Origin of the sequence: Paenibacillus sp. FSL E2-0201 (assembly GCF_037963325.1) — a bacterium.
Taxonomy (GTDB): Bacteria; Bacillota; Bacilli; order Paenibacillales; family Paenibacillaceae; genus Paenibacillus_AQ.
Window position 1 is genome coordinate 2,799,042 of sequence record NZ_CP150154.1, and the last position, 16,793, is coordinate 2,815,834.

Genomic DNA, 16,793 nt, shown 5'->3' on the forward strand with positions numbered 1-16,793 from the left:
CTTGTTTTATTTTTAACCAATAGATGTGTATTGTACTTTATTCCCCAGCAAGTGCATCACAAAAGGCTTTGCCATAAGGCGGAAGATCCGGCGGGCGACGAGCGGAGATGATATGTCCATCCGTTACCACTGCTTCATCCTTCCATATAGCTCCGGCATTCTCCATGTCATCCCGGATGCCCGGTGTGGAGGTGACGGTTACACCTTCCAGAATTTTAGCAGAAATTAATACCCAACCTGCGTGGCAGATCTGCCCAATTGGTTTTTTAGCCGCATTAAAATCCTGTACGAGCTTTAGAACGGCACTGTATCTACGGATTTTATCCGGAGCCCAGCCTCCAGGAACTAGAATACCATCATAATCAGCAGCGTTTAAATCATCCCAGGAGTACTCTGCTTTTGCTGGTACACCATATTTGCCGATGTACGTCTTATCTTTTTCCAAACCTGCCAAGTGAACCTCAGCACCTTCTTCTCTCACTCGGTACACGGGATACCAGAGCTCCAAATCTTCAAATTCATCGTCTACGAGTGCAATGACCTTTTTGCCAGCTAGTCTCATTTTGTTAAGCTCCTTTCGTACCACATGATCTTTCATATTCTATCAAATTTAAAATACGAAGTCATCTGGAGAGTTGTAAATAATAGACGAATTGCCAATTTAATCATTATATGCAATTAAGGAGGGTTTTAATCGAGGGAAGTCGAATATAGAAATTGAAAAGTCATACTTTGTACTTATTTTATTTCTTGCAAGAGGTGTAGAAGATGTATACAGATAATTTAATGGAGAAGTTGTGCACTTGTGGTGGCCTCATGACCTTACATATGCATTCATTAATTTTTAATACGAAGGTGAAGATTACACATGTTCCTGTTTATACTTGTCCGAAATGTACTAGTTATGAGCCAATGTCGTTTATTAAAGCGGATCTAGGAAGGTTAGTGAAGGAACTGAGCGCGGATGTGCCAAGAAAAGATTTTTCATTTACAGAAAGAAATGAATTAGCTAGTGTCCTAAAAGAATCTTTGACAGAGGTTATTGTCGGGGGATTTCATGAATTAGAGGTGGTTATCCGAGAGACAATTCAGGCTAGAGTGGATGTGCTGCTCGATTTATACCGATTAGCTGAAAGGCTTACGGACCAGAATTGGATGGAAGAAACTAGTCGAAGACTGTCTCAATTAACGTTCCAAACGACCAAAAACGCAAATTATTAAAACATTCTGTGAAAATAATGAAAAACTTTCACGGAATGTTGGATTTTTCACTCACTTTTTGTTACGATAGATAGAAGTTACATGATTGTGCTCGTGAATAGGGAAACCTTCACTAGTCATAAATTGTAATTTAGGGTTACGTCTTCATCCTTGAAAGAAATTTTGAAAGGAAAATGAAGCGTTATCATTGCACAATTGTACAAAGTGTCGTATCATATTTTTAATTAGTCGAACGATAAAATTTATCGCAATGGAGAGAGTAATTTGACGGTAACCATTTACGATGTAGCGCGAGAAGCAGGCGTATCTATGGCTACGGTATCACGGGTTGTGAATAATAACCCTAACGTGAAACCGCAGACCCGGAAGAAAGTTTTTGAAGCGATTGAGCGTTTGGGATATCGTCCCAATGCCGTGGCGAGAGGACTTGCCAGTAAGAAAACGACAACCGTTGGGGTTGTCATCCCTGATATTTCAAACTCGATTTTTGCAGAAATTGCACGCGGGATTGAAGATATCGCGAACATGTATCATTACAATATCATATTGTGTAACGCGGATAAGCGCAAAGAAAAGGAAATCCGTGTCATCAATACGCTTTTGGAGAAACAGGTCGATGGTCTGCTCTTCATGGGTGGTACGGTAACTGATGAACATATCCAAGCTTTCCAGACTTCTGCAGTTCCAATTGTCCTATGTGCTACACGGGATGAGAAGGGGACTTATCCTTCCGTTGACATCGATCATGAAACCGCTGCTTTTGATGCAGTGAATACTCTGATTCGTCACGGTCACCGTGAAATCGCAATGATCAGTGGTACACTCCAGGATCCTGCGAATGGATATGCACGTTTTCATGGTTATAAGAAGGCACTTGAACAGGCTGGAATCGAATATCAAGAAGACTTGGTGCGTATCGGTAACTACCGCTATGAATCTGGTGTCGAAGCCATGAAGTATTTCCTTGGACTCAAGAAGAAGCCAACCGCTATTTTTGCTGCAACAGATGAGATGGCTATTGGTGCAATTCACAGTATTCAGGATGAAGGCCTGAAGGTACCGGATGACTTCTCCATTATTAGTGTGGATAACATCCGTATGGCTTCGATGGTTCGTCCATTGTTGACAACTGTAGCCCAGCCTATGTATGACCTAGGTGCGGTAGCAATGAGACTTTTGACGAAACTCATGAAGAAAGAGACGGTTGAGAATCCGCGGGTTATCCTGCCTCATGAAACGATTCTCCGCTTGTCTGTTAATCATCTGAATAAGTAATTTAAGAACTAAACAGTCATTCCGTAGAAAGCTCCTTTTGGAGCTTTTTATGTTTTTTACAGCGAAAATCATCGAAGGAGGCGTTAGTTTTGCATGAAATTATCGGATTAATTGGTGCGATGGATGAAGAGATTAAGCTGCTGCTAGAAGGAATGGAGAATAAAGAGACTAAGGTCAAAGCAGGAATACATTATTACATAGGAGATTTATTAGGAAAGTCAGTAGTGCTTTGTAAATCCGGGGTTGGCAAAGTGAATGCAGCAGCTACGACACAAATTCTGATTGATTCCTTTGGTGTAACACGTGTGTTGTTTACTGGCGTAGCTGGAGCTGTGCATCCTGAATTGAATATTGGAGATATCGTAATATCGTCTACTTGTGTCCAGCATGATGTGGATGCAACGGCACTTGGTTTCTCAAGAGGTGAAATTCCTTATCAGGAAAATTCCGTCTTTCAGGCAGATCCTGCACTGGTACTCCTTGCTGAGAGAGCGTGTAACAAGCTAGGTCAAAAGTACTTGGTCGGCAAGGTGCTTTCAGGTGATCAATTCATTTCTAACGTGGAGATTGTGGCCAAATTAAGAGAGGAGTTAGACGGAGCATGCGTGGAGATGGAAGGAGCGGCGGTTGCACAAGTCTGTGTGATGAACGCCACTCCCTTTGTCATAATTCGTTCGATGTCTGACAAATCTGATGGGTCTGCAAATGTTAATTTTAAGGAATTCACGGTAGAAGCCTCAGGGCGCTCACATGCCATATTAGAATATATGTTGCAGCACCTCTGATTTTAGTACATAAAGCGCTGTCTAAAACGTACCCTGTCGAAGGTCTCCTGTGAGGACATAGGCACCTCTTGTCCAATGCGTACCATTAGACAGTTGGCTGGATGGGAGCAGATTTCAGGATCGTCTGTAGCATACCAAACCATATTTACAGTTTTCATTAATCGCTCCATCATTTGACGATAAGCCCATACATCAAGCCCACTTCCTTTTAAATCCCAGTGCCAATAATACTCAGTTGTAAAGACAATACAATTCTCCAATTGCTCCTGCTCAAAAGCAGTGGAAATCAGCAGCCGGCCAAGTCCGGCTCCCCTGTAATCATTACTCACCTCAATAGCCCCAAGCTCAATTAGATCCATCATTCCACCCTGTGACCAAAGCTCCATTTCATCCGGATAATGAAAGGTGACATAACCTACGATAGTGCCGTTCTCTACAGCTGTAATAATACGTCCTTCTGGCAGGCTAGCAATCTCTACGAGAGCTTCTTGCTGTTCTATTGGCTTGCGGAAGGCATCGAGATCATGGTGCATGTGGAGGGCTTCTAGGTCCTCTGGAGACCGGGGACCGCTTACTGTAATTGTTCTACCTTTATATGAAAGCGTATGGGAAACAGGGATTTTACGATGCTCCATAGCCGTGCTCCTTTCAGATCATAAAATATGGAATGTAAACGTTTGCTATGTTATACTAATTCAGACATAAAAAATTCACATTCATTGCATTGACATCATTATCTAAGAGAAGAGTCTTACCCTTAAAGCTTAAATCAAACGAGTGAGGGAGGCAAGAGTGATGGGTCAAGTCCATAGCGAAATTTTGCCGGGCCGTGTACAGAGCTCCAATATGTCTGATTACACCCAGGCAGTAGCCGATTTTAAGTGGGAGGATGTTGAACGTAACTTCTCATGGTATGACACTGGCAAAGTAAATATGGCACATGAAGCAGTGGATCGCCACGTTCAAGAAGGACGGGGAGCGGCAACGGCCCTGCTCTACAGTGATGCGGTGCGGGATGAATCCTATACATTTGCCGATCTGCAGGAACGGTCGAACCGGTTCGGAAATGTATTGCGTAAATATGGTATCGGTAAGGGAGATCGGGTATTTATTTTTATGCCTCGTCAACCGGAACTATATTTTAGTTTACTAGGCATTTTGAAGATTGGGGCAATAGCAGGCCCTCTGTTCGAAGCCTTCATGGAGACAGCAGTCAAAGACCGGCTAGAGGATAGCGGTGCCGTTGCTTTGGTTACTACGCCTGAACTACTTCATCGTGTAAAGCGAGATGAGCTTCCGAATTTGCGTCATATTTTTTTAGTAGGTGGTACCACTGATATCGAGCAAGGTAACTTAGGTTTCACTGAGGAGATGGCTAACGCATCTTCTGAGCTCGAATTGGAATGGCTTGACCTGGACGATGGCCTTATTATGCATTATACATCTGGTTCTACGGGAAAACCTAAAGGCGTTTATCATGTACAAAGAGCTATGATTCAACATTATTATACAGGTAGAGTGGTGCTGGATCTACGTCCAGATGATATTTACTGGTGTACAGCAGATCCGGGCTGGGTGACGGGAACATCTTACGGAATATTTTCTCCATGGTTAAATGGGGTTACGAATGTCGTAAGAGGGGGGCGTTTCAGCCCTCAGGATTGGTATAAGACGATTGAACGAAATAAGGTTAGCGTTTGGTATAGTGCACCTACAGCATTTCGAATGTTGATGGGGGCAGGAGAGAGTTCAATTCAAGGAATTGATTTGAGCAGTCTGCGACATGTCCTGTCAGTTGGTGAGCCATTAAATCCTGAAGTGGTGCGGTGGGGTGATAAGTTTTACAATCAGCGCATTCATGATACTTGGTGGATGACAGAGACGGGGGCGCAGCTGATCTGCAACTATCCTGGAATGGATATTAAACCAGGTTCAATGGGGCGTCCGTTACCAGGTATTGAAGCGGCGATTCTTGATGATCGAGGCAATGTTCTTCCGCCATTCTCTATGGGGAATCTTGCGATACGGACACCCTGGCCATCCATGATGAACTCGATCTGGAACAATCAGACGAAATATGAGGAGTATTTCCGTATTCCTGGTTGGTACATTTCTGGTGATTCCGCTTATATGGATGAGGATGGATATTTCTGGTTCCAAGGACGGATTGATGATGTTATCAATTCTTCTGGAGAGCGTATTGGACCATTTGAAGTGGAGAGTAAATTAGTAGAGCATCCAGCTGTAGCTGAAGCGGGCGTAATTGGTAAACCAGACCTTGTGCGTGGGGAAATTATTAAGGCTTTCATCTCGTTGAGAGAAGGTTACATTCCTACAGCTGCTCTCAAAGAGGAGATCGCGGCATTTGTTAAAGCTGGATTGTCTGCACATGCTGCTCCAAGAGAGATCGAATTTAAGGATAAACTACCTAAGACAAGATCTGGTAAAATCATGCGGCGTGTATTAAAGGCTTGGGAGCTTCATCTCCCGACTGGCGACTTATCAACGATAGAGGACTAGAATGGATTATAAAAAACACCGTTCCCTGATGGATTCGAGGGAACGGTGTTTTGCTGTGTGAAGTTATTCTGTTGACTACAGGTTAATGGTTTCCATTCGTACTGCCTGCTGTGCCACTATTACTGTTTCCATTGCCGCTACCTTCGCCAGATGGCAATGAGGTAGGAGTCGGTAGAATGGTTCCTGGAACCTCAATATCCTCTCCTGGTACACTCTCAGAGTCTGTAGGAGGCGTTGTCTCCGGTCCTTGATCAGGAGTTGGCGTTGCTTCCGGAGTTGGTGTAGTGCCACCAGCAACGCTACCAGAAGCGGTCTCATTACCTGCGACATCAACAGCGGTAACATAGAAAGTTGCATTGGCACTCGCAGGTGTTCCTGGCGAGAATACCTTGCTCTCGTCAGCCATAATTACAGCTTGCTTCTGGAAAGACCCACCGTTTAAAGAACGGTATAAGCGGTATCCTACTACATCTGGAGAGCCGCTTGGGGAGAAGGTGATCACAGCTTTACCGGTGCTGTATGACACACTAACATTTCCAGGAGCAGAAGGGGCTGCGCCATCGTCCACGCGTGGATCGACTTCAGTAGGGAAATCTGTCTTAGCATCGGCTGGCATATAATACTCCAACGATTTATGATCCTTCATCTTAGGGAAGGCTGCTAAGAGCTCCTTGACTAAATCCTGAATCGGCTTTTCACGTTTAACAACGATTTTTTCCCTCAGGAAATCCTCTGGTGTTCCTTCCAGCGGAAGGTAATTCACGCCGTTATAAGTTATATACTTAGCTTTGGAAATACCGTCGTCACTCTCTGTAGGCACATATTTCGCATTGAAAAGATCTGTTGTGAATTTGTCAGTTAGAGCCGTTGGCAGTTTACCGCTGTAGGCGGAAACTGTCTTTTTGATGATTCCCTCAGGTTGTGTGAATTTGTCAGTAACAAACAAGTCTGGCTGCTTATCAATCACAGCATTCATGACTTTAGCCCATAAGGTCTGTGCTTGTCGTTTTTGTGTATCTCCCGAAAGGGTATTGATTTGTTCTTTATAACCGACCCACATGCCAAGTGTGACATCAGGGGTGTAGCCCATGAACCAGACATCTCCATAGTTCTGAGTGGAACCGGTCTTACCTACAATCGGAATGTCTTTAAAGTGTTTATAATCTCTTCTCACTGTACTTGCAGTACCTTCTGTGATTACTGTCCGCAGCATATCAGTCATTAGATAAGCAGTTTGCTCAGAGAATACTTGTTCAGGGTTAACCTTGTGCTGATAAACGATCTTGCCTTCCGAATCCACAATCTTCTCGATCATGTAAGCATCATTAAATGCTCCCTGATTGCCGATGGCGGAATAGGCATTGGTTAATTCTTCAACGGATGTACCGTATCGAAGACCACCTATTACCCCTGTCTGCGCTCTGTAATCATCTTCGGTAAGGGTAGTAATCCCTAGCTTTTTAGTAAAGGCCCAAGCATCCTCAATTCCGACTTTCTCGTTAAACAGTTTAAGCGCCGGCAGGTTGAGGGATTTATTAAGTGCATATCGAGCCGTAACTAAGCCTTGATAGCGGTTGTTAGCATTTTTAGGGATATGGAAGCCTTTTCCACCATCCTTCAAAATGATTGGAGCATCATCCAATATGCCGGCAGGTTGAATCAGTCCTGCATCCAAGGCAGGTAAGTAAGCAGAAATCGGCTTCATTGTTGACCCGGGTTGCCGGACCATTTGGGTTGCATAGTTCATTTGCTCGATATTAAAATCGCGACCCTCAATCATGCCGAGAATGGCTCCGGTCTTGTTGTCGATCATTATGCCAGCCGTCTGTTCGATACCTTTTGTTTTGCTGTCCTTAGTGAAATTACTACTATCTTCGGAAATACTGTGCATTGCACTGTATACTTTCTTGTCAATCGTGGTATAGACTCGGTAACCACCAGTCATTAACTGTTGTCGTGCTTCCTCAAGAAGTACGGCATTATCACTAGAGCTAGCAGTATCAGTTGTACCGTTTTTCTCTTCATTTAGTGACAAAAGAATCTCAGCTGCTTTACGCTCCGTTTCCATCATCAGGTATGGATATGTAGCATAGGCTTTCTTAGTGTGAGGAGCGAGAGAGCTTTTAATATTAAATTTGAGTGCTTCATCATATTGGGAGGTAGTGATCTTGTTCTCCTCAAGCATACGACGCAGTACAAGCTGTTGACGGTCTATAGCTCTCTTGAATGCCTTTTCATTGAATTCTCCAATGCCATTGAATGCCGAATAAGCGGATGGAAGCTGTGGAAGGCCGGCCAAATACGCCGCTTGGGCAATATTCAACTTGTCTAGATCATCTAGACCGAATATACCTTTGGATGCAGCTTTAATCCCAAATACGTTGTAGCCATTCGAGCCATTACCAAACGGAACCTTGTTCAGATAAGCTGTTAGTATCTCTTGCTTGGTCAAGAAGCGCTCCAGTCTTAGTGAGAGCAGAATTTCTTTTGCTTTGCGATCTTCCGTTCGATCCAGATTGAGGAATACACGTCTTGCGAGCTGTTGAGTAAGTGTACTGCCTCCGGTTTGAACGGATTCATTTAATAGCTTTTGCTTGACGGCACGTAAGGTGCCTTTGAAATCCACGCCGTTATGCTCATTGAAATTATTGTCCTCTATAGCGAGAACTGCATCAATAATAATCTGGGGGATGTCGTTGTATTGAATGAGCCTTCGGTCTTCTTCAGTACGAAGCTGGCCGATTGGTGCGCCGTCACGGAAGTATGCGAATCCGGTGATAGCATTTTGTCCGACTTGCTGTTGAATCATTTCCTCGGAGCGAACAGGTTCATCCTTCACCATGGAAGTTACATACCCTGCTGCTGCACCACCGACGAACAGAATGCCTATTATGCCAAGAATAAACATCCACTTTACTACAGAACCAAACCTGCTGAGCCCGGATCTGCGGGGTGAAGGCTTCTTTACGTTTTTTTTCTTGTTCTCTTGAACCATCGACGATAATTCCTCCTTTTAACGGAATTATTATAGCACAAATTGACGATTTTGAATGCAGTCGGAGTGTTCATTACCTATTAGAATAACAAAAAGCCTCCGGATAAATCCGGAGGCTTTGGTCATACTCGCTATAAGCGAGATATTAACGGTTGTAGAACTCGACGATTTGTTTCTCATCGATATCCTGGGAAAGCTCGGAACGTTCTGGCAAACGAATATATTTACCTTCGAAAGATCCTTCAGCATATTCCAGGTAAGCTGGAAGGTGGGAACGGTTAGCAAGAGCTTCTTTGATGGAAGCCATGCTTTGGCTTCTTTCGCGAAGACCGATAACGTCGCCCAAGCTTACACGGTAAGAAGCGATGTCGACTTTTTTGCCGTTAACAGTTACGTGTCCGTGGGATACCAACTGACGTGCACCAGCACGGGAGTTAGCAAATCCAAGACGGTAAACTAGGTTGTCCAAGCGGCTTTCAAGCAAGAACATGAAGTTTTCGCCCGCAAGACCTGGAAGCTTTTGTGCTTTAGTGAAGAGAGTTTTGAATTGTTTCTCTCCCAAACCATACATGTGACGCAGTTTTTGTTTTTCCAAAAGCTGCATTCCGTAGTTACTTACTTTTCTGCGTTGGTTAGCTCCGTGTTGTCCTGGAGGAAAAGGGCGTTTCAAGTCTTTTCCTGTACCGCTAAGGGAAATGCCCAGACGGCGGCTGAGTTTGAATTTAGGTCCGGTGTAACGTGCCATGTTATAGTAGACTCCTTTATAATTGAAATTTCAGGGTAGGGCCTATTTGCGCCGCATTTCGTATCCGTGATTAGCATTAATGGCTTCCACACTGCCAGGGAAGTTCAGCCGCTGCCCTGGCAGTAACGAAATGCGTGAGGGTGACACAACGTTACGCCCAAGTAAGACTTGTTACAGTCTTGTTCAACAATAAATATTATATGAATACAATATATAAAGTCAAGCGATTATTAAAAGATTTTTTGTCAATCTTTGTCGATAGTTCTTTGGTCCTAAAAAAAAGTCCCGGAAATGATGAAAATATAATGCAATACACAAAGAAAGAGAGTAAAATATAGTTAATTAGTAGTTACTAGGGAAGATAGTTTTCTTAATCGAGATGCAAAGGGGATCTTCGTTATGTCAGAGCAGAAAGCATACGTCCATAAAGACAGCCGTATGCTGTTACAGGACAACATAAACGTTAGTAGAGATTCCGAAGATCCCACCGCCTGGCTTAGGGAAACGGAAATAGTAACGCATGACTTCCCTTATCTAGCAAATCTGATTGCAGACAGTTTCAATGAATGGTTTGGTGAGCTCGATGTCCTTCCATTCTCCAGATCCTGGGAATGGTCTGTGCTTAATTTTGAAGGTAAGTATTTAAGCAGCATACGCGATCAACAAGAACTATGGAGACAAAAGTGGGAACAGGCAGCAGCTTCTAGCTTGTTTTCAAGAACAATCTCTGCTGTTGAGTTGACCGTAGAAGGTAAGGATCTGAGCTTTTTTACCATACCGCTATTCACTCGCGTCGACAATGAACTCTTTGCATTTTTGGGCTGTTCTATGCCTACGCAACAATATGAAATGGGTGGACGAGATACCGCAGAAGCAATGTCGCTGCATTACCGTACCTGTTTCTATCATAAGTTTGAACATATATTTGTTGCAGATCTTGCAAGCACCCATATTCATGCTGAACGTGAAAGCAATCGTCGTTCTTTGTTATTTCAGATTGTCCAGCGGATGCATGACAACATAGATGTGAATGCCGTACTTTCGGAAGTCATTGATAGCATCTCTGCGATGTATCCGGGAGCGAGGCTTGAGCTGTTTATGTCTCAAGACCACCGCAGCACGCATCCGCAGGTCAAACCCTTACCATTCCACATGTCCAGTGATGATGTCTGTGCTAGGGCGTTTAAGGATGGACGCGTTGCACTGCACACAAGTGACGAGGATCACCGTAATGTAGAGATTGGTCTTCCGTTAGGTGGCAAGCAGGGGGTTTATGGAGTTTTCCATATGGTAATGGATAATCCAATCTTTCCAGATGTTGATTTGCGGTTTCTTTCAATGGTGGCCGATACAGCAGGAACTGCTTTTGAGAATGCCAAGCTATATGAGCGCTCTAATCAGCTGATCCGTGAGCTCCGCATGAGTAATGAGCTTACCCAACGTCTGAATCAAAGCTTGCGTTTAGGTGATATTTTTCAATTTGCATTTGAAGAGCTGCTTGAAATGTTTGGTGCAGATTACTGCTGTATCTTACATATGAATGAGGAGAAGGGCGGGTTAGAGGTTATTGCCTGCAACCATCCCTCTTTACAGAACGAAATTTTAGAAGTAGGGGCAGGCTTAGGTGGTAAGGTATATTCCACTGGAGAATCACTCATCATGTCTGACTACATAGATAATCCTAAGACAACTTCCCGACTAATGAATGCTACCGGTTCGCAGTCGCTGATCGCTACACCTCTTAGTGTGGGTGGTGAAATACGGGGTGCAATTATGTTAGCACATCGTGATGCACATTATTTTTCATATGATAATTATAGACTGCTGCAAGCGATGGCGGGGCATATTGGTCTAGCGGTAGGTAATGCCAGGCTGCACGCTGAAGTCAGACGACTTGCGAACAGAGACAGCCTAACTGGACTTTATGCTCGACATTATTTGGACGAAGAGATAAAAGAAAGACAGTCTACAGACTTCTGCGGTAGTTTAATAGTTGTGGATATTGACCAGTTCAAGATTGTGAATGATACCTACGGTCATCAAAAAGGGGATAAGATTCTAAAAGAGGTCAGTGAAATCGTGAAATCCTCTATCCGTCAAGGTGATATTGCTGCTAGATGGGGAGGAGAGGAGCTATCCGTTTATTTACCGTTAATGGGAGTGGAACAGGCGGGTTATGTAGCCGAACGTATACGCAAACGCGTCATGGAAGAAACTGAACCTAGTGTAACTGTATCCTGCGGAATAGCGGAATGGAGTTGGATGGACGATCGAGTAAGCGTCGAGTCATTGTTTTATCGAGCGGATATGGCGCTGTATAAAGCTAAGCATAATGGTCGTAACCAAGTTGTCTTTGATATTAAAGAGAATGATAACCATACTAAGAACCCTTGAGGCTCACCTCAGGGGTTCTTTTTTATATACCGGTTATTCAGGCTCTAATAGCGGTATAAGGCTTGCAGGAAGAGAGAACCCTATACGTGGGTTGCAAAAGCAAAATACTCCGAGAAAGGCCTGAGGACCGTGAGAAAGCTATTATTACTTAAGGGTGGAGTCCCTCTAATTCTTACTCTGTACTGTATTTTATGCAGCGGCTGCAGCGTCATAAGAGACAAACCAGCGAAAGAAGATTTAAGTTTGGCATTGGCCGGGATGGCTGGAAGTGATGAGGTAGCTTTTGAAGGGGCGAATATGCTTACAAGAGGGGGAACGACGGTTCCTGAATCCTTATTGTTCTACGGAGGCACAGTGGAGGATCATAAAAAAGTAAAGCTATATACACTTCTTCCAGATAAATCCGCTTCTCAAAAAACAGCTGCTAAAGGTGTTAAAGATTTAAAAAGTAGTACTTATGCTTTGAAACCTTACTACAGTCAGCTGGAGAAAAAAGATGGCAGATGGGAGCTTCTGACTACTGAGAATTCTTCGGAAGAGGGAAACCCATTACCTGCGCTTAATCCGCTGAAACAACTCGAAGAGCTTGACGCCATGGAGAAAAATGTAACCGAAGAGGCTGGGGCAGGCAGAGGGACAAGTGTGCTGAGAATCGAATTGACGCCTTCAGAGGCTAGAAAGCAGTTGTCTGTAGAACTGGAGAAAGAAATGCAGAACCTTAGACCTAAAGGTCTTGAATCTGCTAAGAACAGTACAGCAGCTGATCAGGCAGTGGCGAAAGCTTTGGAGAAGCTGTGGCAAAAGAAAAATAATGAATTACAGGAAAAGCTCAAACAGGCTAATGTAGAAACGGTCTACCACCTAACAATCGATAAGAAGCATAATCTGCCCAGAAGGCTTACCTTGAATCGAAAAGTAAGCTATTCCGGTGAAACGACGAATAAATCTGACAATGAAACATATGTGTCTAAGGTCGATTTTACAGGCTACCGTTGATCTTTACATTGTTTTGCAGGTCTTGCGCTCGATAAAGGGCGTGCTACAATAGAACGGCATGCTTATTTTCAGACAGAGGAAGGAAGAGTACACAATGAAGGATCCCAGAATTCAAAAACTGGCGGCAAATCTTGTAGGTTATTCCGTAGATGTCCAGCCAGGCGAGAACGTGCTTGTAGAAATGATTGGAAACGAAAGAGATTTAATTAAAGCTGTTGTAGAGGAAATCGGCAAGGCCGGCGGTCATGCTTTTGTGCAGTTGACAGATCGTACAGTCCTACGCAGCATGCTTAAATATGCAACACGTGAGAGTCTTCAGACATGGGCTGAAATTGACTTGAACCGGATGAAGCAAATGGATTGTTATATCGGCATCCGTGCAGGCGAGAATGTAAATGACCTGTCCGATGTTCCAGAAGAAAATATGAAATTGTATAATTCTTTGTATTCCCATCCAGTGCATAGTGAACAACGCGTGAAGCATACGAAGTGGGTAGTATTACGTTATCCCAATGCGAGTATGGCTCAGCTTGCAAATATTAGTACAGAAGCATTTGAGGACTTTTATTTCGAAGTATGTAATTTAGATTATGCCAAAATGGACAAGGCTCAGGATGCATTGGCCGATCTTATGCGCAGAACAGATAAGGTACATATTTCGGGTCCTGGAACAGATCTTAAGTTCTCTATCAAAGGAATCGGTGCAGAGAAATGTTCTGGTCAAAAAAATATCCCGGATGGCGAGGTTTACAGCGCCCCTGTTCGTGATTCTGTAAATGGAACGATCAGCTATAATGCACCATCTGTATATAACGGAGTAACCTTCGAAAATATCAAATTCAAATTCGAGAACGGTAAAATTGTTGAAGCAACCAGCAACGACTCCGCTCGCTTGAACGAAATCCTGAATTCAGATGACGGCGCACGTCACATCGGTGAATTTGCCATAGGCTTTAACCCGTACATCTTGCACCCTATGAATGATATTCTGTTCGATGAGAAAATTGCAGGCAGCCTGCACTTTACACCGGGGCAAGCTTATGATGTTACAGATAACGGAAATCGTTCCTCCATTCACTGGGATCTTGTATTAATCCAACGTCCAGATTATGGCGGAGGAGAGATTTATTTTGACGATATATTGATCCGTAAGGATGGAATCTTCGTGTTACCAGAACTAGAAGGTCTGAATCCTGAAAACTTGAAATAAAAATGTAAAAGTACGAAAACACCTTGCACAAGTAAGCGGATTCAAGGTATCATAAGAATGGATTACAAAGACTTATGTTTCATAATCAAGTTGCGGAGGGATTTCTATGTCCAGTAACAATGCGGCAATCGTTGATATTGCTCAAACGGCAGGTCAGTTCAACTCTTCAATCGTTCTTCAAGCGGACAACAAGTACATTGATGTTAAGAGTATCCTTGGTTTGTTCACGACTTTGGTATCAAGCCAAAGCTACGAGCTTCATGTTCACGGAACAGATGCAGAAGAAGCTAAGAAGGCAATGAGTGAAGTTTTTGCTAAACACGGTTTGAACTTTACAGTTGTAGCTGAGTAATAGTTGTATGTAAAGACGTCCTACCGATTTACGGTGGGGCGTTTTTTCTAGAAATAGATGCGGAATTAACTCCGTCCCTTATAAATAACTTAGCTGCTTCTTTCAAATAAATGGTTAGTATAAACAGAATTGTTGTATTGATATCCGATTTCGACTAATATTAAGTAAAATAGTAAAAGCAGCTTAACTTTTGGACATGGGGGGGAAGAGGCATGACTTCGTCGGAATTACAGGAACAGTTTAATCTTAAAGCGATCAATCTTCTACAAGAAGATGCCGATAAAATTCAGCAACTTATTGAAGTGCAGATGGAAAATCTGGCAACACGCTACTGCCCTCTCTATGAGGAAGTGCTGGATACCCAAATGTACGGTTTCTCAAGAGAGGTCGATTTTGCGGTTAGAGCAGGTTTGGTGCCAGAGATTACCGGTAAAATGGTGCTGAGTAAGCTGGAGCGGAATTTAGCAGTACTCTATGAGGCTTTGAATAACAAAGCAAAAGAAGAATAATTTCGATTTTAAAGTATTCATAGAAACGCACATGAGGACAGATCGTCTCTCATGTGCGTTTTTTTTGAAAAGATTAAGATGTTTAGGGAAGTATTTATACTAGATAAAAGGAGACGCCCAGAATGAGGTAGACCGTTAACAGTAAGAGACCCTCATACCAGTTGGTCGAACCATCCTGAGTTATCGATTTGGCAATGAATACGGCGACACCAATGGCGACAATTTCGATCGTTGTAAACACAATGTCCATAGTATCACCCATGAAATAACTGGCGAAGATAAGTACAGGTGCTACGAATAGTGCTATTTGAAGACTGCTACCGACAGCTATTTCTACTGCTGCACCGATTTTGTTCTTCATGGCCAGCATAATGGCTGCGCTATGTTCTGCGGCATTACCGATGATTGCCACTAGAAAGGCACCTACAAACAATTCGCTAAATCCAAAGCGCTCAGTTAATGTTTCTAGCGTTCCTACCAGCCACTCACTAACAAAGGCTACCATCACGGTTGCAACCAGCAGATATAGGATGGATCTGTTTCTAGACCAAGCAGGCGCATGTTCAGTTGCTGATTCATCCTTACCGGCTTCTGTAACGTCCTCTAAATGTTTCTTGTGCGTTATCATGGAGAAGATTAGCCAAGCCATGTATGAGGCGATGAGCAGCCCGGCAACGATTAAACTGAGTACGTCTGTATCTTTTTCAGTTATGGAATGGGTATTGAAGAACATAGCCGGAACAAATAAGGCGATAACCGCTACGATCATTAGGGAACCGTTCATACCAGCAAGGGTTACGTTGAAATTCTGCACTTTGAACTTCATACCGCCAGCGAAAATACTTAAACCTAGGACGAGCAGCAAATTGCCTATAATGGAACCGGTAAGACTGGCTTTTACCATGTCGAACAGTCCTTCCTTAACCAAGAAAAAGGCAATGATTAGCTCTGCGGCATTACCGAAGGTAGCATTTAGGAAGCCGCCTAACCGTTGTCCGGCATAATGAGCCACACTTTCTGTGGCACGGCCCAGAAACCCAGCCACAAACACAACGGCAATTGCAGAGAGAACGAACTGAAGCGTGTGGTCCCAATCTGCATAATGTCCTATGGCACTAAGGATAAAGGTGATTGCCAGCAAAGCTGGTGAAATCCATTTTTTCAATGTAAAGTACACTCCAATCTATGTATTCAGGATCAATTCATAATCAATATACCCAAATTATTCCTAAGTGTAAACGAGAAAGCGAGAAACTGATTTGCTTTTTAGCCTGTTTAGGAATTACAATAATTGATAATGAGTTAAGGGGGGATATGGCATGGCAGAACAACTTCAATTGGAAATGGGAAATATACGAATTTCAAATGACGTCGTCTCGAAAATTGCCGGATTGGCTGCCTTGGAGACTCCAGGTATTGCAGCCATGTCAGGTGGCCTATCAGAGGGCTGGGCGAAGCGTCTTAGTGGTAAGAACGTCCAAAAGGGCGTTACCGTTGAAGTGGGACAGCTAGAAGCAGCAGTAGATCTGCGCATTATAGTTCTCTATGAAACTCCGATACATGAAGTGTGCCGGATGCTTCAACAGAACGTACGCGAAGCTGTGGAGAGCATGACTGGACTTCATATTGTTGAAGTGAATGTCAAAGTTGAAGGCGTAGCCTTTAAGAACGATGAAATTGCTTAATGCAAAAGAGCTTGTACACAAAAAAGCAGTCCAAGATAATGAAGTGCTCCCTGTCAAGTAGACAGTCTAAAAAACAAAAAAATGATTAAATTATCCCCCAGGTTCA

At 43.4% G+C, this 16,793-nt stretch carries 15 protein-coding genes; 10 read left to right on the forward strand and 5 right to left on the reverse strand.

The window, feature by feature from the left end:
- Positions 1-37 precede the first annotated feature (37 nt).
- Positions 38-562, reverse strand: a complete 525-nt coding sequence (locus tag NSU15_RS12320) for a type 1 glutamine amidotransferase domain-containing protein (RefSeq protein ID WP_042126813.1) — start codon at positions 560-562, stop codon at positions 38-40.
- A gap of 266 nt (positions 563-828) precedes the next feature.
- On the opposite strand from NSU15_RS12320, the gene NSU15_RS12325 reads away from it, so the two are divergent.
- The 3 genes from NSU15_RS12325 (at position 829) to NSU15_RS12335 (ending at position 3,281) form a co-directional block, all read left to right on the forward strand.
- Positions 829-1,221 carry a hypothetical protein gene (locus NSU15_RS12325; protein ID WP_339290624.1) on the forward strand — a complete coding sequence of 131 codons (393 nt, stop codon included), beginning with the start codon at positions 829-831 and terminating at the stop codon, positions 1,219-1,221.
- Between the two features lie 264 nt (positions 1,222-1,485).
- Entirely contained in the window at positions 1,486-2,496 is a 1,011-nt protein-coding gene (ccpA, locus tag NSU15_RS12330) for a catabolite control protein A (protein ID WP_036686140.1), read from the forward strand.
- Between the two features lie 89 nt (positions 2,497-2,585).
- Complete coding sequence (locus tag NSU15_RS12335) at positions 2,586-3,281, forward strand: 5'-methylthioadenosine/adenosylhomocysteine nucleosidase (protein ID WP_339290626.1); 696 nt, start codon at positions 2,586-2,588, stop codon at positions 3,279-3,281.
- Between the two features lie 2 nt (positions 3,282-3,283).
- Here the strand turns inward: NSU15_RS12335 and NSU15_RS12340 are convergent, their stop codons facing one another.
- The gene (locus NSU15_RS12340) at positions 3,284-3,916 is read right to left on the reverse strand and encodes a GNAT family N-acetyltransferase (RefSeq protein ID WP_042126817.1); all 633 of its coding nucleotides are present in this window, start codon (positions 3,914-3,916) and stop codon (positions 3,284-3,286) included.
- 160 nt (positions 3,917-4,076) lie between these two features.
- Between NSU15_RS12340 and acsA the strand changes: the two genes are divergently transcribed.
- On the forward strand, positions 4,077-5,801 hold the full coding sequence (gene acsA, locus NSU15_RS12345) for an acetate--CoA ligase (RefSeq protein WP_339290628.1): 1,725 nt from the start codon (positions 4,077-4,079) through the stop codon (positions 5,799-5,801).
- Positions 5,802-5,883: 82 nt separating this feature from the next.
- Here acsA and NSU15_RS12350 read toward each other — a convergent pair whose 3' ends face one another.
- Positions 5,884-8,796, reverse strand: a complete 2,913-nt coding sequence (locus tag NSU15_RS12350; RefSeq protein ID WP_339290630.1) for a transglycosylase domain-containing protein — start codon at positions 8,794-8,796, stop codon at positions 5,884-5,886.
- Positions 8,797-8,941: 145 nt separating this feature from the next.
- A complete protein-coding gene (gene rpsD, locus NSU15_RS12355) occupies positions 8,942-9,541 on the reverse strand; it encodes a 30S ribosomal protein S4 (protein ID WP_042126823.1) in 600 nt (199 codons plus the stop codon).
- 399 nt (positions 9,542-9,940) lie between these two features.
- Between rpsD and NSU15_RS12360 the strand changes: the two genes are divergently transcribed.
- From NSU15_RS12360 to NSU15_RS12380, 5 genes are all read left to right on the forward strand, one after another.
- A complete protein-coding gene (locus NSU15_RS12360) occupies positions 9,941-11,935 on the forward strand; it encodes a diguanylate cyclase (protein WP_042126825.1) in 1,995 nt (664 codons plus the stop codon).
- A 129-nt stretch (positions 11,936-12,064) separates the two neighbouring features.
- Entirely contained in the window at positions 12,065-12,931 is an 867-nt protein-coding gene (locus NSU15_RS12365; RefSeq protein WP_339290632.1) for a hypothetical protein, read from the forward strand.
- A gap of 94 nt (positions 12,932-13,025) precedes the next feature.
- Positions 13,026-14,141: an aminopeptidase gene (locus NSU15_RS12370; RefSeq protein WP_076117632.1), complete on the forward strand. Its 1,116-nt coding sequence runs from the start codon at positions 13,026-13,028 to the stop codon at positions 14,139-14,141.
- Positions 14,142-14,247: 106 nt separating this feature from the next.
- The gene (locus NSU15_RS12375) at positions 14,248-14,493 is read left to right on the forward strand and encodes an HPr family phosphocarrier protein (RefSeq protein ID WP_042126831.1); all 246 of its coding nucleotides are present in this window, start codon (positions 14,248-14,250) and stop codon (positions 14,491-14,493) included.
- Positions 14,494-14,705: 212 nt separating this feature from the next.
- Positions 14,706-15,002 carry a YlaN family protein gene (locus NSU15_RS12380; RefSeq protein WP_042126833.1) on the forward strand — a complete coding sequence of 99 codons (297 nt, stop codon included), beginning with the start codon at positions 14,706-14,708 and terminating at the stop codon, positions 15,000-15,002.
- A gap of 94 nt (positions 15,003-15,096) precedes the next feature.
- On the opposite strand, the gene cax is transcribed toward NSU15_RS12380, so the two are convergent.
- A complete protein-coding gene (gene cax / locus NSU15_RS12385; protein ID WP_339290634.1) occupies positions 15,097-16,167 on the reverse strand; it encodes a calcium/proton exchanger in 1,071 nt (356 codons plus the stop codon).
- Positions 16,168-16,321: 154 nt separating this feature from the next.
- Here cax and NSU15_RS12390 point away from each other — a divergent pair, with 154 nt between their 5' ends.
- Positions 16,322-16,687, forward strand: coding sequence for an Asp23/Gls24 family envelope stress response protein (locus NSU15_RS12390; RefSeq protein ID WP_042126837.1), 366 nt, complete (start codon positions 16,322-16,324; stop codon positions 16,685-16,687).
- Positions 16,688-16,793 lie beyond the last annotated feature (106 nt).